Annotated in this window: 20 protein-coding genes; 4 read left to right on the plus strand and 16 right to left on the minus strand. The window is 38.9% G+C overall.

Annotated features, from left to right (window positions below; genetic code table 11):
- Nucleotides 1–146: 146 nt before the first annotated feature.
- Nucleotides 147–485, plus strand: a complete 339-nt coding sequence (locus EKM98_RS00005) for a hypothetical protein (protein ID WP_225359743.1) — start codon at nt 147–149, stop codon at nt 483–485.
- 73 nt (nt 486–558) lie between these two features.
- On the opposite strand, the gene EKM98_RS00010 is transcribed toward EKM98_RS00005, so the two are convergent.
- The 13 genes from EKM98_RS00010 to EKM98_RS00070 form a co-directional block, all read right to left on the minus strand.
- Nucleotides 559–987, minus strand: coding sequence for an Asp23/Gls24 family envelope stress response protein (locus EKM98_RS00010; RefSeq protein ID WP_125979577.1), 429 nt, complete (start codon nt 985–987; stop codon nt 559–561).
- A 26-nt stretch (nt 988–1,013) separates the two neighbouring features.
- On the minus strand, nt 1,014–1,424 hold the full coding sequence (locus EKM98_RS00015; RefSeq protein WP_125979580.1) for an Asp23/Gls24 family envelope stress response protein: 411 nt from the start codon (nt 1,422–1,424) through the stop codon (nt 1,014–1,016).
- A gap of 22 nt (nt 1,425–1,446) precedes the next feature.
- Nucleotides 1,447–1,626 carry a DUF2273 domain-containing protein gene (locus EKM98_RS00020; protein ID WP_068226117.1) on the minus strand — a complete coding sequence of 60 codons (180 nt, stop codon included), beginning with the start codon at nt 1,624–1,626 and terminating at the stop codon, nt 1,447–1,449.
- 15 nt (nt 1,627–1,641) lie between these two features.
- Nucleotides 1,642–2,187 (minus strand): alkaline shock response membrane anchor protein AmaP, encoded by a 546-nt coding sequence (amaP, locus tag EKM98_RS00025; protein WP_125979583.1) that lies wholly within the window; start codon nt 2,185–2,187, stop codon nt 1,642–1,644.
- Between the two features lie 13 nt (nt 2,188–2,200).
- On the minus strand, nt 2,201–2,458 hold the full coding sequence (locus tag EKM98_RS00030; protein WP_125979585.1) for a GlsB/YeaQ/YmgE family stress response membrane protein: 258 nt from the start codon (nt 2,456–2,458) through the stop codon (nt 2,201–2,203).
- Nucleotides 2,459–2,569: 111 nt separating this feature from the next.
- A complete protein-coding gene (locus EKM98_RS00035) occupies nt 2,570–2,824 on the minus strand; it encodes a hypothetical protein (protein ID WP_125979587.1) in 255 nt (84 codons plus the stop codon).
- Between the two features lie 239 nt (nt 2,825–3,063).
- Nucleotides 3,064–3,297, minus strand: coding sequence for a hypothetical protein (locus EKM98_RS00040; RefSeq protein ID WP_068226113.1), 234 nt, complete (start codon nt 3,295–3,297; stop codon nt 3,064–3,066).
- A 358-nt stretch (nt 3,298–3,655) separates the two neighbouring features.
- The gene (gene recA, locus EKM98_RS00045) at nt 3,656–4,738 is read right to left on the minus strand and encodes a recombinase RecA (RefSeq protein WP_125979589.1); all 1,083 of its coding nucleotides are present in this window, start codon (nt 4,736–4,738) and stop codon (nt 3,656–3,658) included.
- 300 nt (nt 4,739–5,038) lie between these two features.
- Nucleotides 5,039–5,794: a nicotinamide riboside transporter PnuC gene (gene pnuC / locus EKM98_RS00050; protein WP_068226111.1), complete on the minus strand. Its 756-nt coding sequence runs from the start codon at nt 5,792–5,794 to the stop codon at nt 5,039–5,041.
- Between the two features lie 342 nt (nt 5,795–6,136).
- Nucleotides 6,137–6,568: a universal stress protein gene (locus tag EKM98_RS00055; RefSeq protein ID WP_125979591.1), complete on the minus strand. Its 432-nt coding sequence runs from the start codon at nt 6,566–6,568 to the stop codon at nt 6,137–6,139.
- A 191-nt stretch (nt 6,569–6,759) separates the two neighbouring features.
- On the minus strand, nt 6,760–8,337 hold the full coding sequence (locus EKM98_RS00060; protein WP_125979593.1) for an Nramp family divalent metal transporter: 1,578 nt from the start codon (nt 8,335–8,337) through the stop codon (nt 6,760–6,762).
- Between the two features lie 409 nt (nt 8,338–8,746).
- Entirely contained in the window at nt 8,747–11,452 is a 2,706-nt protein-coding gene (locus tag EKM98_RS00065; RefSeq protein ID WP_125979595.1) for an HAD-IC family P-type ATPase, read from the minus strand.
- 304 nt (nt 11,453–11,756) lie between these two features.
- Entirely contained in the window at nt 11,757–12,518 is a 762-nt protein-coding gene (locus EKM98_RS00070; RefSeq protein WP_125979596.1) for a DUF475 domain-containing protein, read from the minus strand.
- Nucleotides 12,519–13,220: 702 nt separating this feature from the next.
- Between EKM98_RS00070 and EKM98_RS00075 the strand changes: the two genes are divergently transcribed.
- Entirely contained in the window at nt 13,221–14,132 is a 912-nt protein-coding gene (locus EKM98_RS00075) for a cation diffusion facilitator family transporter (RefSeq protein WP_125979598.1), read from the plus strand.
- 181 nt (nt 14,133–14,313) lie between these two features.
- Here EKM98_RS00075 and EKM98_RS00080 read toward each other — a convergent pair whose 3' ends face one another.
- Nucleotides 14,314–15,147, minus strand: a complete 834-nt coding sequence (locus EKM98_RS00080; protein WP_125979600.1) for a stalk domain-containing protein — start codon at nt 15,145–15,147, stop codon at nt 14,314–14,316.
- Nucleotides 15,148–15,441: 294 nt separating this feature from the next.
- Nucleotides 15,442–15,876 (minus strand): hypothetical protein, encoded by a 435-nt coding sequence (locus EKM98_RS00085; protein WP_125979602.1) that lies wholly within the window; start codon nt 15,874–15,876, stop codon nt 15,442–15,444.
- A gap of 246 nt (nt 15,877–16,122) precedes the next feature.
- On the opposite strand from EKM98_RS00085, the gene EKM98_RS00090 reads away from it, so the two are divergent.
- Nucleotides 16,123–17,064: an NADP-dependent oxidoreductase gene (locus EKM98_RS00090; RefSeq protein ID WP_125979604.1), complete on the plus strand. Its 942-nt coding sequence runs from the start codon at nt 16,123–16,125 to the stop codon at nt 17,062–17,064.
- A 170-nt stretch (nt 17,065–17,234) separates the two neighbouring features.
- On the opposite strand, the gene EKM98_RS00095 is transcribed toward EKM98_RS00090, so the two are convergent.
- Entirely contained in the window at nt 17,235–18,650 is a 1,416-nt protein-coding gene (locus EKM98_RS00095) for an MFS transporter (RefSeq protein WP_125979606.1), read from the minus strand.
- Nucleotides 18,651–18,977: 327 nt separating this feature from the next.
- On the opposite strand from EKM98_RS00095, the gene EKM98_RS00100 reads away from it, so the two are divergent.
- On the plus strand, nt 18,978–19,436 hold the full coding sequence (locus EKM98_RS00100; protein ID WP_100070517.1) for a Fur family transcriptional regulator: 459 nt from the start codon (nt 18,978–18,980) through the stop codon (nt 19,434–19,436).
- Nucleotides 19,437–19,475 lie beyond the last annotated feature (39 nt).

The raw sequence follows: 19,475 nt of genomic DNA on the forward strand, positions 1-19,475 counted from the left end.
TTATGTTTGGCGATTTAATCATACGGGGAAGGTCTTCCCTTTTCAATTACTATTTACACAAAATATTGTACACTCCCCAGCTTGCACCAATTAACCATCCTGCGTAAAATCAAATCAGAGAGATTAAAAAGAAAGAAGGTTATCGCTTGGCAAAGAAAACAGAGTTTGAAAAATTACGTAACATGCTCAAAGAAGGTGCCCGTGAGTCGCCATTACTCATCTTTCGGGCAACCAATAAAGCAACCGGTGAAAGTTTTCGCGAAGTTTCTAATCGCCGCCGCTTCAAAGACTTGGAACAAATGCTAGCAACTAAATACCAACTGATTGTTGATAACGATGAGCTCTTCGTTACTGATAATGTTGTTCGTTGGGCCATTGCCGAAAATAAGTTACATGATCAACCAGAGGACCCGCAAAATAAGCAGGCTTTCAAAGAAGCAACAAACGCTGTCTTACGGGACCATAATTTACCAATCAACGTCTAGGCAGCTATTTTAATACATAAAACGAGTGCTATAATCGCCAATTTCGGCCAGTTATAGCACTCGCTTTTTTTTACTATTGATTATCTTTATCTTTTTGAGTCTGATTCTGCGATTCACGCCATTCCTCTTTAGTAAGCATATCCTTCACGGTCATTTTAATTTCCGTTATGGTTACGTCAGTCATATTACTGATTGCTTCTTGAATTTTGTGAATAGCCTCATCGAAAACTCTTGGCGCATTTTTGCCATACTCCAACGTTGTTTCAAGGTCAACTGTAGCGGTATGATTATCATTATCCAAATCTATTTTAACGCCTTTTGTTGGGTCTTCGTCGCTGCGGAATCGATCCGCAATATCATCAATGACGTTGCCTTGGACTGATAAAATGCCCGGGACATCATTAATTGTTTTGCCAACAATTTTGGCAAGAACGGATTCAGTATAAACTAACTGACTTTCAACTTGGTCCACCTTTGGCGAATCTTTAATTACTTGTGCCATTAAAATCATCCTCTCGTTTTTCAAAATTAGTTAACTCGATCTTTAGTCTCTTCTTTGCCTTCTTTAGTGTGATTGGCCCACTCGCGTTTAGACATAATGTCAATCACGTTTAGATTAAGCTCAACTAATTCCAGCCCAGTCATTTGTTTCAACGATGTGTGAATTTGATCGCAGAGTTGGTCAAAAATTTGTTGCGCATCAGCACCATATTCCAAAGTTGCTTCCATGTCTAATGCAACTTGACGTTCACCAACCTCGGCGCCAATACCTTTCGTCGGGTTAGTATCACTGCGGAAACGATCCGCAATATCACTCAGAAATCCACCGTTCATTGATAGGATTCCTTCAATATCACTGGCCACTGAGCCAGCAATTTTTTTAATAACACTATCGTCAAACGTTAATTTACGATTCTTAACTGACGTTGTTGTATCCATTGCCACAGCTCCTTTCATCTATCTAACGATCTAGTAATTGGTTAAGCCAAACTCTGATTGTTTGCCCACCTTTAACGTACTTACCAATCAGAAAACCGACCAACGCTAGTAACGCAATAATGATTAAATCAATAAAGCCCAACATAATCCAAATTAATCCAACAATAACGCCAATGATTGCGCCGATTGTACCGTTCGTCATAATATCACCTCATCACTAGACAACGCGGACGCCGCGTCCACGTTCAGCCGGTTTCAAATTAACCGTTACCTTTTTCACCGGGACACCTAAACTAGCGCTCAAAGTCTTACTTACCGTTTGCTCAATTTGCTGGCTTTCGTGAACTAAATTTTTAGTGTCACTAGTTACGGCCTCAACTAGGGCAGTGGCGGTCTTCTTACGCTTATTTAGCCGAACAGTTGCACTAACATTTCTTGCATTATGTTTACTAGCAACTGCATACTGAACGGATTTTTCAACGGATTTTTGATTGATATTAAGTTGCCCCCGATCAGTTTGGTAGGTCAGCTGATTAGTTGTTTGTCGGCGAAACAACGCAATTAACAGTAGGCCTAAAAATATTAAGCCACTGATAATACCAAGAATTAGACCAATCCAGCGTACCCAATCATACGTGTTTTGCCACTGAATAATTTCATTGGACAGATAAGGTAATGGATAGATCAGTGCTGTAAACCAAACTGTTTGCAAAATGCCGAGTAGACTGAGTAAAAGGAGTACGCCCTTTGTTCTACCGCGCATAGTAGCACCTCCCTTAAGTTTTCTTCTTTCGTAGACCGAACAAGAACGAAACAATTAAGACAAGCACAATTGCTCCAAGAATCGAAGGGAAAATCGCCATGTCGGCAATGTGCGGGCCCCAGCTACCTAGTAGACTTTCACCTAACCAGGAACCAACTAAACCGGCGATAATGTTTCCAATCCAGCCTAGTGGCATATCACGACTTGTAATAGCACCTGCTATTACACCAATAACAGCACCTATAATAAGAACCCAGATCATATGAAGCATTCTAATCACCCTTTCTTTTAAAAGTCTATTCTTCTTTGCTACAATCTAAGCTTAAATGATTTTGCCTCTACCAAGCAATTAATATGCTGATTGGGCATTAAATGGGCTTCTTTAAAGATACTGAGTTAATGTCTGATCAGTAATGTAAAGTTCTTTGGCCGATTTATCGGTTTGCGAAGTAATCACCTGATTCAAGATTTCAATTCGCGCACCAAGTGGTAAAAAGCAAACCCGGCCAACTAAATGAATTAAGTACTGCATACTGCTGCAGCTAACTTCATAAATAACTTCATCCTGTTCTGAACTAAGTTGCTGAACTAATTTATTGCCACAAAAATGAAAATTCTGGTACTGATTTTCAAACATAGATTAGCCTCCTCGTATAATTATGATTAAACCTATCTTAATCGGTTAGTCTATTTAATTATAGAAATATGCTGTCTTTCTTTATCGAATTAAAAAGAAGGCTACGACTAGGTAATTTCTGTCGTAACCTTCTTTTTATTTTTCTGAACCATAGCTGAAGTATAGGCGGCCGCTTTCGCCAATCTTTGAAGTTGTTTAAGAACCAGCATCTTAGGCATATTTTCTTCAGTAAATTACTGTCATTCATCAAACAAAGTTGTATAGCTTTGTTTGAATGTCCCTCCCTGTAAAAAATTCTTGGCGTCATTAAATAATTGATAGCTAATCTTTTGAAAAGTCGTTAATGCTAATAACTGACTTGAGTACAATCGGTTAACCTTAACAATGCCATTTTGCAACAAAATAATTTGTGTTTCAGATAAATTCATTAAAATGAACTCATCTCCAATCGTTAAATCAACCGTAGCTTCCACATCTAGTTCTCCTTTCAAAAAACATGGGCCCCTTCTTAGCATCTACTTTAGAGCAATGTAGTATCCGTAACTAATCTGCAACCTTATCATCATTTGCTTGATTCAAACAGCGTCAAGTAAATGATGATAGAGCAGAGTGGAACAAAGTCGGTTTTAGGTTTACGTTCTAGAGTAATGCCCGGGAATAGTCAGCGGCCAGAACTTTTGTCCCGGCCTCGACAAACAACGTATCTTATTAATAAGATACGCTGAATTAACTAATTTATTTTTAAAAAATAAAAAACGCAAAAAGTATTCTTTAGGCCGGTTAGTTATCGATCCTAGAAAATCACTTTCTACGTATTTTTTCATTACAAAATTACTCTTCTGGCGTTTTCTGCTTTGGCTTATCGGTAGCCTTTTCGTCCACTTCAGGTAGTAACTTTGCCCGCACTTCTTTTGACATCTCATCTAATAAATCAGGGTGATCAGTTAAATAGGCCGTTGAATTAGGCAGTCCTTGCCCAATTCGTTCACCCTTATAACTATACCAAGCGCCTGACTTCTTAGCGATATCATTTTCAACTGCTAGACCAAGCACGTCCCCAACGGCGGAAAAGCCCTTGCCATAATAGTTTTGAATTTCGGCAACCTTAAAAGGCGCCGCTACTTTATTCTTAGCGACCTTAATCTTAATTTGGTTACCAATTATTTCAGTTCCGTTCTTAATCTTCTCACCACGTCTTACGTCCAGACGAATGGTTGCGTAAAACTTCAACGCACGGCCACCAGGGGTTGTTTCAGGATTACCAAACATAACCCCAATCTTTTCCCGTAATTGATTAATGAAAATAACCGTTGTTTTAGTTCGGTTAATCTCACCAGATAACTTGCGGAGTGCTTGGGACATCATTCGTGCTTGTAGACCAACGTGGGCGTCACCCATTTCACCATTGATTTCGGCTTGTGGTGTTAATGCCGCAACCGAATCAACAACAACTAGATCAACTGCACTACTTGCCACCAGTGCGTCAGCAATAGCTAGCCCTTCTTCACCGGAGTCTGGTTGTGATAACAGCAACTGATCGATGTTAACACCTAATTGCTGTGCGTACTTAGGGTCCATTGCATTTTCGGCATCAATATAAGCAACGGTTCCCCCGTTACGTTGAACCGATGCAGTTGCCGCTAATGCTAACGTTGTCTTCCCACTTGATTCAGGACCATAGATTTCAATAATCCGCCCCTTAGGAAATCCACCAACACCCAAAGCAACATCTAATGATAAAATACCAGTCGAGTTTGTTTCGATCCGGGTACTTGTATTCTCACCCATGCGCATTACAGCGCCTTGCCCAAAGCTTTGACGAATCTTCTTTAAGGCGTGGTCTAATGCAGCCTGTCGTTCTGTTTCGTTCTTGGCAGTCGTGCCATCATGATTAGCAATACTCTTTGTTGCCATTTAGCTCACGCTTTCTTTTTTGCCGAACACACGTTTGTCATTAAATTCAGTTTAACGCCTTTAGTCGTAAAATGCAATTTAATACTGCCGAATTTCGGCCTAAATTTATTGAGAAATTTAAAGATAAAATTTGAATTGTTTTAATCGGCCAATCTAGCCATAGATCTACAATCTAAAACTACTATATCATCATTTGGACAAGGACGTAACTAAATCTATTTAGACAAAAAAACACTGATTAGCAAATTTAATTATCCCTAAAGGATTTTCAATTTACTAACCAGCGCCGATTTAAAATTTTTAATTATTTACCGTGCTACTTGTTTTAGCGTAGGCAGCTTCCTGCTTTACTAAACGAGCACGTTCTTTTTTGTTGTACCATGGTGAAATCGTAAATGCTAAAATATCATTAATTAAATAAATTGAACTGTTTACAAACATAGCGAGAGTTGCTGATCCTTGCTTGAATGAAACAAACCATAAGACCATCTGTGCTAAACCAGATGCCAGCCACCAAATGTATTGGTTATTGTAACGTAAGAAGCAGATTACGCCGGCCGTTAAGCTGATGGAGAAACTGATGGCATCAATCCAAGGTCGGGGGTCATTTGTAAACCGACCAATGACAAAACCAGAAACAAAATAAACAATAATCGTTGAAATAATAGCAATCGCCCAAGTTGATCCATTAAATTTTCTAATCTTTGAGACCATATTAACGTTCCAATTAACGCTTAAGAGTACAGGAATATCCAACGTAATCATATACGCCAACTGTTCACCAATGCTAAGGTAGTTGCCGGCCGCATATCCGGTAATAATAAAACAAATGGCCGATAAAATGCCTAACCAACCATTAACTGATTTAGCCGCATTAATTGCTAAAATACATAAAACACCAAGTGTCGTTCCGATAAAGGTAACCAACGTCAACCAAGTAATTCTTTGATTGACCAACGTCATAACCTGACAACCAACACTAAAGAAAAACAAATAGTAATTTTGTTGTGGCCACCCTTTTAATTGGTGCCTTAAAAACTTAATATAGTTACTCACAATAGTCTCTCCCTGCTCATTGATAATTTAATGAAATAGCTGGCCAGCCATTAATAACACAATATATTGTGAGCTAATATTTATCAGCACTATATATTGTAGCACTATTTTTGATTTGCGCCAGTCACTTTTTAAATAAATTTGCTAAGAGCAGTTTCAATTAATAATTAAAAACCAACTACTATTAATTTGGTCAAGAAAAGTATTGTAAAGATACCCACTCTGAAACACTTACGTAAAAGCCGATTTGATTCCGATAACTCTTTATTAGTTAAACTATTTAAATTTAAGTCATAATATTTAACCTGCATTTTGATTTTATTCGGCCTGAAAATTATTGGCCTAACGCACGATCATAACAGAAATCGGTGCGTACTTTGCCATATAAGCAGCCTGTGACCCAAAATATTTACGAACACCTTTCTTACCTAGTGAACCAATAATTAGTAGATCAGGTTTAATCTTTGGAATAATATCATTAACAATTGTCTCACCAGGATTTCCCTCGGCCACGATTGTTTGAACTTTCTTGATTCCAACTTTTTTTGCCATGTTTCGGTAGTCCTGCAAATGTTCTTCTAAAGCCTGCCGTTTACCATGTATAAAATCTTTGCTTAAAGCCTCATAGACGTTAATATTATCGGTTTCAAGGATTGAAACTATGTCTAATTCGGCCATTTCATTTTTTGCTTGCTTCATAGCATAGCGAAAAGCAATTTGAGCATCCGGTGAATCATCCACGCCAACCAAAATTATTTTTGATTCGTCTTCCATAACTTACTCACTCCATTCCCTAGGCCATGTTTGGAAAATACTTCTATTAGTATTCTCCTGACCAATTTGGTGTAAACGTGTTTGAAAAAGCAGGTCCCTGCGCTTAGTTACGATCGCCAAATAATCCACTACGTGAATTATTTATCAATCTAGACTAATGCTCATAGCCTGGACGCTTTTCCAAACACTCCTTAGTTTACTTCACTCTTAAGTCTGGCAACATAGCGTTTATTACCACGATATAGATCACAAACTGTCCAAATAAGTAAAGCAAAGACTGCAATAATTAAAATATAAGCTATATTATTAGCAAAAACCAACTCGGTTTTAGAAGCCTGATCGCCAAAGAACGCCCTAATCTGACTTGGAAGACCAATTAAATTTAAATAAGTTAGGCCAACAACAGAAATCCAACCAAGTATTTTAACCCAAAGCGTATTTTTAAAACGATTACCCATTTCTGTGGCACTATCAGTCATCATTAATAATGGCAACATTGAGAATGGCAGAGCAAAAGCCAGAAAGACTTGAGAATTATTCATCAATGTATTCAACGCTCTATGCTCATCTATCGCACTTTTTCCGCTAGTCATCATAACACAGATTAAAACTGGAATAACAGAGATCAGTCGCGTTATTAAACGCCGTAACCAAAGCGGCATCTTCATATGAATAAAGCCTTCCATAATAACCTGTCCCGTCAACGTTCCCGTAATAGTTGAATTCTGTCCTGAGGCCAAAAGCGCTACTGCAAACAGAACAGACAAAATACCTGAACGAGCAACATGAATTAAGAGCCCGTTACTTAACGTTGATGTATCCGACAAAGCCTGAAATAGGCCAAAAAAGGATGGATCCTTAACGGCACCTGTTTTAAATACGGCAACGCCCATAATTAAAAGTAACGCATTAACGAAAAAGGCAGCCGTTAGTTGAATATTAGAATCCCAGGTTGTGAAGCGAACGGTACGTGCTACATCCTCTTCATCATTATGATCAATCTTACGTGTTTGTGAAATTGCCGAGTGTAGATACAGATTATGTGGCATGACCGTAGCACCAATGATCCCTAATGCCCCAGATAATGGTGTCTGACCACCAATACTATGTGAACTTGAAAATGTATCGGCTGTTGGCACAAATCCTTTTATAACGTCAGCCCAGTCAGGGTCAGATAGTGCTACTTGATAAATAAATACAAATAAAATAACTAGAATTAAGGCAACCACAATTGCCTCAATCTTTCTAAAACCAATTTTCGTCAATAATAGCAATAATAAAACATCAAAAACGGTAATAAAAACGGCAACAATTAATGGAATATGAAATAACAAGTATAAGGCTATAGCAGCACCGATAACTTCAGCAATATCAGTCGCCATAATCGCCAATTCAGTTAGAAGCCATAAAACAATTCCCAATGATTTACTCGTTCGAGCTCGAATTGCCTGGGCCAAATCCATCTGACTTACAATTCCAAGTTTAGCTGCCATATATTGCAACAACATCGCAATTAAACTTGACATTAAAATAACAGACATTAATAAATATTGAAAATTTTGACCACCCGTAATTGAAGTTGACCAGTTACCTGGATCCATATAACCAACAGCAACTAGTGCACCAGGCCCAGAGTACATGAAAAGTGTCTTTAAAAATCCCTTTCCTTTAGGTACCTCCACTGACCCATTAATTTCCTCCAGCGATGGTCCGTTAGCGTAATGAATTAATCCTTGCTTCTTTTTCTGCTGATTTTTCTCCTTACCCATAAAGCATCTCCTTTTTCTATTCCTAACCAAAATCAATTATACGCTTTAGTTATAATTTATCAATAAAAAGTTTGGTATATCTAATTTATTATTAAAATACACATTATGATAATTAAAAATAATAAACTTAATTTTAAAATTTAATTATATTAATACATGCTTTACCAGTGACCCAATAAAAAGAAAATTGGCGAAAAAAAGCGATTAAAGGCAAAATTATTTTGTCTTTAATCGCTTTTTCTAACTTAGTATTAATCATTTACCTACACCTATTCAGCAGAAAGGGTAATTATTCTAATCTCTAATCAATAATTGAACTTTCTTTAAACACTTATCATATCGTTATTTATGTGTAGCGAGCCAATCTGTTCAAAATTTTGTCAGTACCTATTTTACCGACTATTAGTCATTATGCAGCATGCTTTATCCGCCACAACTTACCAATTTCCGTAATAACTAAGACAATAACCCCTGCGATTGCCGGAATTACCCAGCCATAAAAGAAATTAATTGACGCAGTGTGGAAAATTGATTGCATAAATGGCAAATAAATAATCCCAACTTGAAGTAATAATAAAATGCCAACGATAATAAAGGCCATCTTATTTTCAAAAAAGTGTTTCGAAATCACTGGGTGTGCGTTACGCAGGTTAAATAAGTAGAAAATCTTCCCAAAAATCACAATATTCAGGGTCATGGTACTACCTAACGCAACGGACATTCCAGCACGAGTCGCAAAATCAAAAGCAATTATCCCTAAACCGGCGATTAGCACTGAGACATAGGCAATTTCGATAATATCCAGCCGATTTAGTAAACCAGCTTTTACATTACGTGGTCCCCGGGTCATAATGCCATCTTCTGGCGGTTCAAAAATAAAGGCAAATTGAATCGTTAGGGCCGATACCATGTTAATCCAAAGTAACTGTGTTGGGAATAACGGCAACTCTTGGCCCATTAAAATACTGATCATGACAATTAAGCCTTCCGCAAAACTTGTTGGTAATAAGAAACGAATGGTCTTTCTAATATTATCAAAAACGTGGCGGCCCTCACGAACAGCCTTAACAATTGTTGCAAAATCATCATTGGCCAGAACCATATTGGCCGCCTCTTTGGCAACTTCGGTTCCTTTAATTCCCATTGACACACCAATATTGGCTTGCTTCAAGGCCGCAGCATCATTAACGCCATCACCCGTCATTGATACAACGTGCCCATTTGCCTGCTGAGCATTAACAATTCGTAATTTATCGGCCGGCGTTGTCCGGGCGAAAACGTTGTAATCATCAATGCAGTTCTTTAACTGCTCGTCATTCATCTCATTGATTTCGGGACCTGTGATCGCGCTAATTTGATCATCTAGGCCCAAACGCTTGGCAATGGCTCCCGCAGTATCCGGATGATCACCGGTGATCATCTTAACTTTTACACCAGCCTGACGCAATTCTTTAATCGACGAAACGGTTTCCTCTCGTGGTGGATCCATAATACCCACCATACCAACCAACTGTAGGCCGGCCCCAATTTGTTCACGCGTGATGGTCGTCATTGCTTCAGGCACACGCTGGTAACCCAAGGCCACAACCCGCAGACCATCATTGGCCAAACGTGTTAAATTACGTTCCCAGTGACTATCATCAAAATCAGGATTCCCAGCGGCCGCCATTTTGCCAAGCGTCGCCGGTGACCCCTTAACCATCAAAATGTGCTCGCCATTAAAGCGAACCAACCGAGCACTAAAACGAAACGCCGAATCAAACGGTAGTGAATCAATCTCATCCACTTCAGGTGTGTGCCCAGTCAATTTTTGGTAGAGTACAGTCAACGCACCATCCGTTGGTTCACCATTGAGCTGCCATTGACCATTTTCCTCAATCAACGCGGCATCCGTGGTTTGTCCGGAAATATTAACTAACCAGTTAAGTCCAGGATCATCTTGATAAGCAAATGGTTTACCATGGTATTGTAACTCGCCGGTTAAATCTAACTGGTCTCCTTGGGTAAAACCAACTCCAGTAACGTCATAGTGATGATCGCCAGTAATAACTTGGGTTACTGTCATTTCATTTTTAGTTAATGTCCCCGTCTTATCGGTATTAACAATATCAACCGCGCCTAAAGTCTCTACGGCCGGTAAAGTTTTAACGATGGCATGCTGGGTTGTCATCTTTTTAACACCTATTGACAAAACAACTGAGGTGCTGGCTGGGAGTCCCTCTGGCATAGAGCCAACAACCATTGTAATGACCGCAATCAACAGTGCCGGTAAGCTATAAACGTGGGTCCACATACCTAAGGCAAACAGCAAAATTGCCGCCACCACAATGCCGATTGAAAGCCCAATTCCTAGTGAATTCAAATTTTGCATTAATGGTGTTGGCTTTTCTTTAACATTTACAACGCTTTGTTGAATGTGACCAATTTCAGAATCCGTCGCAGTTGCGATGACAATTCCTAACGCCGATCCAGAGGTTACAGCGGTTGAAGCAAAAGCCATATTTTGCCGATCGGCCAACGCTAAGTCGGCCTTTTCAATTGGCTCCTCAATTTTATTAACTGAACCAGTTTCACCAGTTAAAATTGATTCTTGTACCTTGAAGTTATCCGCCGAAATTAACCGTAAATCAGCAGGAACCGCGTCCCCGGCCTCAAGATTAACCAAATCACCAACAACTAATTCTCGAGCCGGCAATTGGTGCTTTTCACCATCACGAAAAACGTAATTCTCTGATAGTAGCATTTCTCGAATCTTGGTTAGCGCGTTATCCGCCTGAACTTCTTGAAAATAGCCAATCAAGGCATTAGCAATGATCACTAATCCGATAACAATTGAATCAGAGTAGTGGTGCATCAATAAAGTAACGATTGCTGCCACAGCCAAAATATAAATAATACTATTATTAAACTGCTTAATGAAGCGAATGAAATTAGACTGCTTTTTAGCCAATAATTCATTTGGTCCATTTTTTTCAAAACGTTGCTTTGCTTCTTCACTCGTTAAACCGACCTCGACATCGGTTTTATACGTTGCCTTTAATTGGCTCGTTGTTTGTTGCCAGACCGGCAACGACCTGGGACTAGGTTTGGTATTTTTTCCTGAATAGTCACTCATTATAGTTTATAAACTCCCTTTCGATTTCAGTGTTCTTGACTGTTTAATTTTTTAGCAAACTTAATACCGTGCATTTCAATCATCTCCAATCTAAAAAACTTTTGTAAGCATAGTATACAGATTTTTCTTATAAATTGCAGTTTTAAAGCAATTATTCCGAAAAATAGTTCAAAAAAATAAACTCATTAATCACGGTTTAGCGGTAAACGAGTTTTTCTGAATAGATTGTTGAGCTTTAGAATAAACCCTTTAATCCAACACTAAGTTGATTAGCAAAATAGGTTTACTTGAATTAATTCCATAGCTAACTTTTCTTCGCCTCTGAGCGAGAACGTTGCTTACGGTGACTGTTGACCTGATGGGCTAACAGCGTGGCTACAACGGCTATTACTAAAATAATAACGAATAACCACGACGGAATTTCAATGCCAATTTGCGGAATTGATAAGAACAGTTTGATCGCGATAAACGCAATTAAATAGTAGGCCATTGGTTCTAATTCTGGAATTCGTTTCATAAAAGATAAAATCAATTCGGCAACACCTCGCATCACCAAAATACCAACTAAACCACCGATTAAGACAATAATTGGATTTGACGAGATGGCTAGTGCGGCCAACACAGAATCAACAGAAAAAATGGCATCCATCATAACAACTTGTAAAACAACCACCCAGAGTACTGAACTACCCTGCTTAGGCTTTTGCGTTGTTGTGTGCTTTTTTTGGTGTCGCTGATAGAAAAAATGGCCAACTAAATACAACAAATACAGTGCCCCAATTACCTTTACGGCCCAAATATGAATCAAAAAAGTTCCTAAACCGATCATGATAAAGCGCATGAGGTAAGATCCCCACAGCCCGTATATCAGTGCCTTCTTTTGCTGGCGCAAAGTCGGTAAAGACTGTGTTTGTGCCGCCAATACAACTGCATTATCCACCGAGAGTAAACACTCAATAAGAATTAGCGAAAAAATAATTGCCCAATCGCTGCCGGAATCGACAACTTTAATCCAATTAGATAAATCAAAAAATGGGCCATACAGTTGCTCAATTATGTGCACCAAACCAACACCGCTCCTTTTAATCATTTCTAGTAATAAACATTGTAACACGTTCTTGCAACCATACCCGCCAATTTACTAAAAATGATTGGCCGATAAAAATACTAATTACCATAAAAATAGCCATTGCTCGTGATAGCAAGATTATTAGCGCGGCCTGTAATAGTCCTCAATTGTACTAACTAAACGATTAAATTAATCAATAATCAGGGATCAGCCACTGCCAACAAGGTGGAATGGAGGCGCTGGCGTATCAGCTGTGTCGAAGGTACTGGATGACCGAATTGTGGTCATTTAGTACCTTGCGTGATTGACAAGATCCATTTTCTTTTCCGATGGGTTTAAACGGAAAGAAAATTAGCTTGTCAACGCGTCACGCGTTCCATACGCCAGCGCCGGAATGGAACCTAACCAAATCTGCCCACGTGTAATTCAGTGGTCAAACGGCATAAACATTATTTTTAATAGCGATAGAATATAATTTAATTTAAATATAAGCGCCACACTCCTCTAGCTTGACCACACCTTCATTTGCAACTATGATTAACTTGTTATATGAATATATGTACATGTATATTTTCAAATTATAAAAGATTAATTTTCATCATCTAAATAAATACTAGCTAACGTAATAATTGCGAAATTTTTAATCCATCAATTATTCGATTAACATTTGGAACCAGTGATAGAAAGTAGGTCCTGTCTATGCACGAAGCAAGTTTATCTGGTAAACGTTTTTTTGAGGTCACCCTTCTAAACGCCGGTATCACACTGATCGAATTTATCGGTGGCTTACTCTCAGGCAGTTTGTCACTATTATCTGATGCCGTCCACAATCTGAGTGACGCACTATCTATTGTTTTATCTTACATTGCTCATAGAATTGGACTACGTCGGCAAACTAAGGTCAATACTTACGGTTATAAACGTGCCGAAATTCTTTCTGCATTTATTAATGCGGCAATCCTTTTGCTGATTTCAGTTGGACTCATCGCTGAGGCCGCAAGTAGATTACGTTCACCACAAAAAATTAACGGTACAATTATGTTTTACGTTGCGCTTTTTAGTGTCGTAGCAAATCTTTGCTCAACCTTATTATTAAATCGTGGTGCTAAGCATAATTTAAACATCAAGGCAACTTACTTGCATTTGCTTGCCGACACGCTATCTTCTGTAGGTGTTGTCATTGGTGCCATCATCATTCGTACATGGGCAATCACGTGGGTTGATCCTTTGATCACATTGTTGGTCTCACTTTACATTATTCGTGAGGCTTGGCACGTGGTTACCACTACCGTTTCAATTTTGATGCAGGCGGCGCCACAGTTAGACTACAAAGAAATGGCCCAGGATATTCTGCAATTACCCAATGTTGTCAGCATCCACCACCTGCATGTTTGGTCAGTTGATGAACATACCGTCATTTTTGAGGCCCACGTCAATATGCGTGATGTTGATTTAGAAAGCGTCGAGCACACTGACTGTGTCATTGAAAAACTACTAGAAGAAAAATACCACATTAGCCACGTAACCATCCAACCTGAATTCAAACGTGGTTTGGACCAACCACTATTTTTCGATAAAAATGATTACCCCAAACATAAAGAAAATAAGTAAGAGCAAACATTTAGAAGAGCACAAATAGTGAGTGACGCAAAGGTCGATTTTGAGTTTACTGTGCAACGTAAATTCAGACTTTTGGCGACACGCTAGCGCAATGCTCGGAGATAGAAAGCGACCGGCGACAAAATAACCTTTGTCACCGGCCGCTTTTTTTGATAACTAAAAAAGTTGACTCTTAAAGCATTGCAAAAGTTGGGTAAATTCCAACGTCAAGAATATGGCCGTGAAAAACCCGTTTGGCATCATCAATCGTGTTTAACGCGCCCGTTGTAGCAACCTTGGCTTCATCTAAAGCAAAAATGTAAAATAAGTATTCATGATAACCTGAACTTTGCATTGGTGCTACTCCCCGGTAGCTACGCTGTGTCACGCGACTTAGATCATCTTTAGCGGCCACACCAGTAGCACTCGCTGGCAAGCCTAAAATATTCCAGTAACTATAACCGGCCGCGATCGGGTGCTCATCCCCTAACATCACGGCAAAAGATTTAGTTTCTTTGGGTGCGTTAGCCCAAAAAAGAGTTGGAATGTGACCATCCCCACCAAGATCCTTATGCAGAAATTGTTTTGGTAAAACACTAAACGGTGGAAATTCTGCAATTGAAACTTCAAAATTAGCGTCATCCAGTGGTAAAAATAAAATTAAACGGTCACTTGCAGCCCATTCATAAGTGTGGCGCGTTAAAACTGCGACAAAGGCCGCACTAACGTAAATCTCTTGATTGCTGCCAAAAGGTGCCTGATCTAACGGAAAACTAATCCCATTAATCCGAAGTGTTTTGGTTCCTAACGTAAATTCAAATTGATCACCTAAGTAATCCCCACTGACATTAAAACCCTGGGCAACTAATTTTTGATTCAGTGCTTGAAAATAAGCTTTTAACGGAATATATATTTGCGAGTTAACCATTAACCCAATCACTGGCAAACGGTGATCGTCCACAACAACGGTTACCGGTCTGTTCCACTGTAAATAACTACTGATACGGTCTTCAATTGAATTCATCATTTAATTCACCTTTATTTATTTACATTTTGGACTGATATTTAAAAAGCCTGAGTTCCACCTTTTTGACTACATTTAAGCCATTTTTATTGCAAAATAGTTTGCAAAAATAGTTTGCAAAAATACTAACCAGTCCAACAACTTTATTATAAGCGAAAGTAATTCTCTTTTGGGTTAATTTACTGAATTATTTTTCACCAAAATAAAAAGCAGCGGCCAGATTGATCGGACTAACTTATGCCCGGGATCCTCATTCAACCACTGCTCGTAATAATAAATTCTGTTTCTGGATAAATATTAAACAACTCCTGCTTGTTGATAATTATTTTGTAATAGTTGAGTCATTTGTTCAAAGGCCGCTTCACGTTTCTGGCAACCTTCCTGATAACGTAATACGTTTAAGGAGCGTTTTTCGGGTTCTAATGCCGCAACAATCAGTGCCATAGCCTGGGTATAGGCTTCAAAATTCATTGCCATTGCGCGATGTTGGGCGCCGTATTGTTCCGGACAATCTAAGGCCGAAAAACGAGCCACAAAACGTTTGTAATTTTCTAAACTACGGGCAAAATTTTGTTGTGAAAGTTTCAAGTCGGTGGTTGTTATTTCTGGGTCATTAACGATAATTTCGTGTTTGCGTTCATATTCCTGAAAGCCTTCATCAAATGTTTTAACCTTTGCTATCATGTACGCTACACACTGTAAGTATTTTTTTTGAATATCAATTTTAGTCATTGTTCATTCCTTATTTCTTATTGTTTCGATAAGAATAATTTAGCATTTATTTATCCAAACAACAATAGAAACGCGCACGATTTAACTGACTTGCAACAATTGTCACATTAATCTCATATAAGTAGGTTTTTTCAATGATAAAGTTCATAATTTGGTCAAATTTCACCCTTTTATTGGTCAAAAATTAGTGGTATTCAACGTGGTATAATAAAGCAAAAAGTAAAATAAGGGTAAGGAGCAAAGCAGATGGAAGCAATTGTCATAAATCATTACGGTGACGCAAAGCAGCTCACGGCGGCAGAAATTTCGATGCCTGAAATCACTGCTGACCAGGTCTTAGTTAAACTACACGCCACTTCAGTTAACCCGATTGATTGGAAAATGCGAACTGGCCTGCTAAAAGATGCCTTTCCGTTTCATTTTCCAATTACCTTGGGCTGGGATGCCGCCGGGACAATTGAGGCCATTGGCGAAAATGTGCACGACTTCAATGTTGGTGATGCTGTTTTTGCGCGTCCTGATTTAAGTCGTGAAGGTACTTACGCTGAATACACTGCAATTAACCAAGATAAGCTGGCCAAAAAACCAGCTAATATCAGCTTTAGTCAGGCAGCGGCTGTCCCGCTTGCTGGTCTAACCGCCTGGCAAACAATTCATAACGTTCTCAAATTGCAATCCGGCGCAAATATCTTAATCACTGGCGGTTCCGGAGGCGTAGGTTGTTTTGCCATTCAGTTAGCAAACCTGGTCGGTGCGCACGTTACAACCACTGCTAGCCCTAACCATAGTGACTTTGTTAAATCATTAGGTGCAGAGACAGTCATCGATTATCACGAAACGAGGCCCAGCGAAACACTAAAGGACTTTGACGCCGTTTTAGATTTAGTGGGCGGGGATGCCTTAACTGATAGCTACAAAGTTTTAAAAACTGGTGGTCACGTTGCCTCGATCGTTGAAAATATTGATAATGAGTTAATGACAAAGCTTAAATTAGTTGGCCATCATTTTTGGCTAGAGCCTAAGGGGACTGACTTACAACAACTGGCCGAATTATTGGCGGCCAATAAATTACAGGTTCCAATCGCCCGTACACTCCCATTTTCTGAAATTGGTTTAAATGTTGCCCACCGTTTAAGCGAAACAGGGCACGTTCAAGGAAAAATTGTTATTCAGATGCATAATGATTAACGTGCTAGTTTAGGAGTGGGACAAAAGTCGGTTTTGGCGCACGTTCCAGATTAAAAATAGTTCTGCTTAGAAATGTTGGCGGCCTTTGTGGCATCCTTCAACATTTTAAGCAGAACTATTTTTACATTTACCAGTGTTTAATCAAAAACGACTATATATTACAAAATAACTTAAGCAGTTTGCTTCGTTTTGCCACGAAGTAAGAAAGCCAGTCCAAGCCCGATTAATTCAATGATCAAGAAAGTTACAAAAACGCTATGGTAACCGGCAAGTGCGGCAACGGACCTAATACTTCCCTGATTTAAATGACTGGCCGTAACGTTAGCTAAAATTAAAGTAGCAACCGCAACCCCGGTTGACCCCAATATTTGGCGAACAGTAGTGATAACGGCAGTACCGTGGGCAATCAAGTCATCTGGTAAAGAATTAGCCCCTAAGGTTACAGCTGGCATCATAACAAAGGCATTTCCACCTTCAATGACAGCAGCTAAGACCATCATTAACCAAATGTTCAGATGCCCCGCAAAAATAACTAACCCTAACCAGCCAAGACAAATTAAAATCATCCCACTAATCATGACCTTGCGAAACCCAAACCGATCGGCCAACCGACCAGTCATTGGATTTAAAATACTCAGTACCACCGCGGCTGGAACTAAAGCCATCCCGGAAACAAAAGGCGTAACGTGGAGTACATTCTGATAGTAAAGTGGAAAAATAATTGTCACCACAATCAACGCAATATACGAAATTGCCGTTAAAAGAACGGATAAATCGTAATTAAAGGACTTCATCACCCGTAGCTCTAGTAATGGTTCGGTTAAGTGCAGCTGTCGGTAAACAAACCCAACAACCATCAACAGACTAATAATTAAAATCACAGTATAAATTCCCCAGTTAACACCAGGTTTACCGATTTGATTAATCACATACAAAATACCGATAAAACCAATCGAACAAATAATTGAGAGAAAATCAATGCTTGAAGGCTTCAACGTCATAACACTCTTAATTTGGAATATCCCCAAAATAAAAACGGCGGTGATAATAACCATAAAGACAACAAATAGTCCTTGCCAAGTCGTTAAGCGTAAAACAATTCCTGAGATAATCGGACCAACTGCCAGTGCAGAACCCATAACAAGGCCTGCCAGCCCCATTGTTGTCCCACGTTTACTTTCCGGTGTAATCGATAACATAACTGTTTGGTAAGATGGAAACAAAACACCAACTGCAATTGCTTCCATAACACGACCCGTCATCATGACCGCAAAATTAGGTGCCAGTAGGATAATTAACGTACCTAGGTCAAAAATAGCTAATACTCCCAGATAAAGCCACTTAAATGGTACATTATTTAACAACCATGGACTAACTGGCATCATGACACTCATAACTAACATGAAGCCTGTTGTCAACCACTGAACCGTTGACGCCGGAATATTAAAATACCTCATCAAAGTCGGATAGGCCGTCGATAGTGCTGACTGACTGATTGACATTGTAAACGTTCCTGCTAATAACGTTAAGATAAACCAAAATCGGTTATACCCTTTTTTCCCTGCAGAAATTGTGTTGCCTGCCATTATGTAGATCCCCCTTAACTCACTTATCACGTATTAAATTGATAAATTTTTTCAATATGTAATTTAGAACAATTATTACTAAATACTCAATAAATTATAGTTTTCATTTTAATAAAAGTAAAGGCCTCAAATTTTTAAACTCATTTTCACTTTGTTCGAACTAATACTAACAAAAGTGATTTTCAAATCTAGCCAGGGTTAATACTTGTTTTACTTAGGCTTAATTATTTTTATAATTAAGTTGCTAGTTTCAACTTGGAATCATTCTTAAAAAGTGGTTTAATAAAGTTATGATAATGAACTTACAAATAGGAAGGATGACAGCTTGTGGCTAATGATGTTATGGACCAAACACTGCAGGTACTGAAGGAACACCGACTACGGGTAACGCCGCAACGTCATATTATCCTTGCATACCTCGCCAGCCATCATAATCACCCATCAGTTGAAACAATCCGTACTGCATTGAATAAAAAATTGCCAAATCTTGGTGCTGCCACCGTTTATAATACTTTAAACACCTTCGTTGATCTTGGACTTGTTGTGGAACTTCAAAACGGAGATGGCAGTACACACTATGATTATTTTGGTGATCCTCACTACCACGCAATTTGTACTAATTGCGGGCGTATTACCGATGTAACCTACGATGGTTTTAACAAAGATGAGCGCAAATTGGAAAGCAAAACGGCCGAATTAACTGGTTATATGATTTCTGGAAATCACATGGAAGTTTATGGCTTATGTCCAACTTGTCAGAAGAAATTACGAATCAACCGTAATTAAAAAGAAGCCCCGAAGATTTTCTAAACAAAAATCTTCGGG

The sequence above is a fragment of the Loigolactobacillus iwatensis genome (assembly GCF_003950295.1).
Taxonomy (GTDB): domain Bacteria; phylum Bacillota; class Bacilli; order Lactobacillales; family Lactobacillaceae; genus Loigolactobacillus; species Loigolactobacillus iwatensis.

What these genes read in the sequence shown, in the direction of transcription:
- EKM98_RS00010 (WP_125979577.1), bottom strand. Translation starts at nt 987, where the DNA reads ATGGCACAAGTAATTAAAGATTCGCCAAAGGTGGACCAAGTTGAAAGT.
- EKM98_RS00015 (WP_125979580.1), bottom strand. Translation starts at nt 1,424, where the DNA reads ATGGATACAACAACGTCAGTTAAGAATCGTAAATTAACGTTTGACGAT.
- EKM98_RS00020 (WP_068226117.1), bottom strand. Translation starts at nt 1,626, where the DNA reads ATGACGAACGGTACAATCGGCGCAATCATTGGCGTTATTGTTGGATTA.
- amaP (WP_125979583.1), bottom strand. Translation starts at nt 2,187, where the DNA reads ATGCGCGGTAGAACAAAGGGCGTACTCCTTTTACTCAGTCTACTCGGC.
- EKM98_RS00030 (WP_125979585.1), bottom strand. Translation starts at nt 2,458, where the DNA reads ATGCTTCATATGATCTGGGTTCTTATTATAGGTGCTGTTATTGGTGTA.
- EKM98_RS00035 (WP_125979587.1), bottom strand. Translation starts at nt 2,824, where the DNA reads ATGTTTGAAAATCAGTACCAGAATTTTCATTTTTGTGGCAATAAATTA.
- recA (WP_125979589.1), bottom strand. Translation starts at nt 4,738, where the DNA reads ATGGCAACAAAGAGTATTGCTAATCATGATGGCACGACTGCCAAGAAC.
- EKM98_RS00055 (WP_125979591.1), bottom strand. Translation starts at nt 6,568, where the DNA reads ATGGAAGACGAATCAAAAATAATTTTGGTTGGCGTGGATGATTCACCG.
- EKM98_RS00060 (WP_125979593.1), bottom strand. Translation starts at nt 8,337, where the DNA reads ATGGGTAAGGAGAAAAATCAGCAGAAAAAGAAGCAAGGATTAATTCAT.
- EKM98_RS00065 (WP_125979595.1), bottom strand. Translation starts at nt 11,452, where the DNA reads ATGAGTGACTATTCAGGAAAAAATACCAAACCTAGTCCCAGGTCGTTG.
- EKM98_RS00075 (WP_125979598.1), top strand. Translation starts at nt 13,221, where the DNA reads ATGCACGAAGCAAGTTTATCTGGTAAACGTTTTTTTGAGGTCACCCTT.
- EKM98_RS00080 (WP_125979600.1), bottom strand. Translation starts at nt 15,147, where the DNA reads ATGATGAATTCAATTGAAGACCGTATCAGTAGTTATTTACAGTGGAAC.
- EKM98_RS00085 (WP_125979602.1), bottom strand. Translation starts at nt 15,876, where the DNA reads ATGACTAAAATTGATATTCAAAAAAAATACTTACAGTGTGTAGCGTAC.
- EKM98_RS00090 (WP_125979604.1), top strand. Translation starts at nt 16,123, where the DNA reads ATGGAAGCAATTGTCATAAATCATTACGGTGACGCAAAGCAGCTCACG.
- EKM98_RS00095 (WP_125979606.1), bottom strand. Translation starts at nt 18,650, where the DNA reads ATGGCAGGCAACACAATTTCTGCAGGGAAAAAAGGGTATAACCGATTT.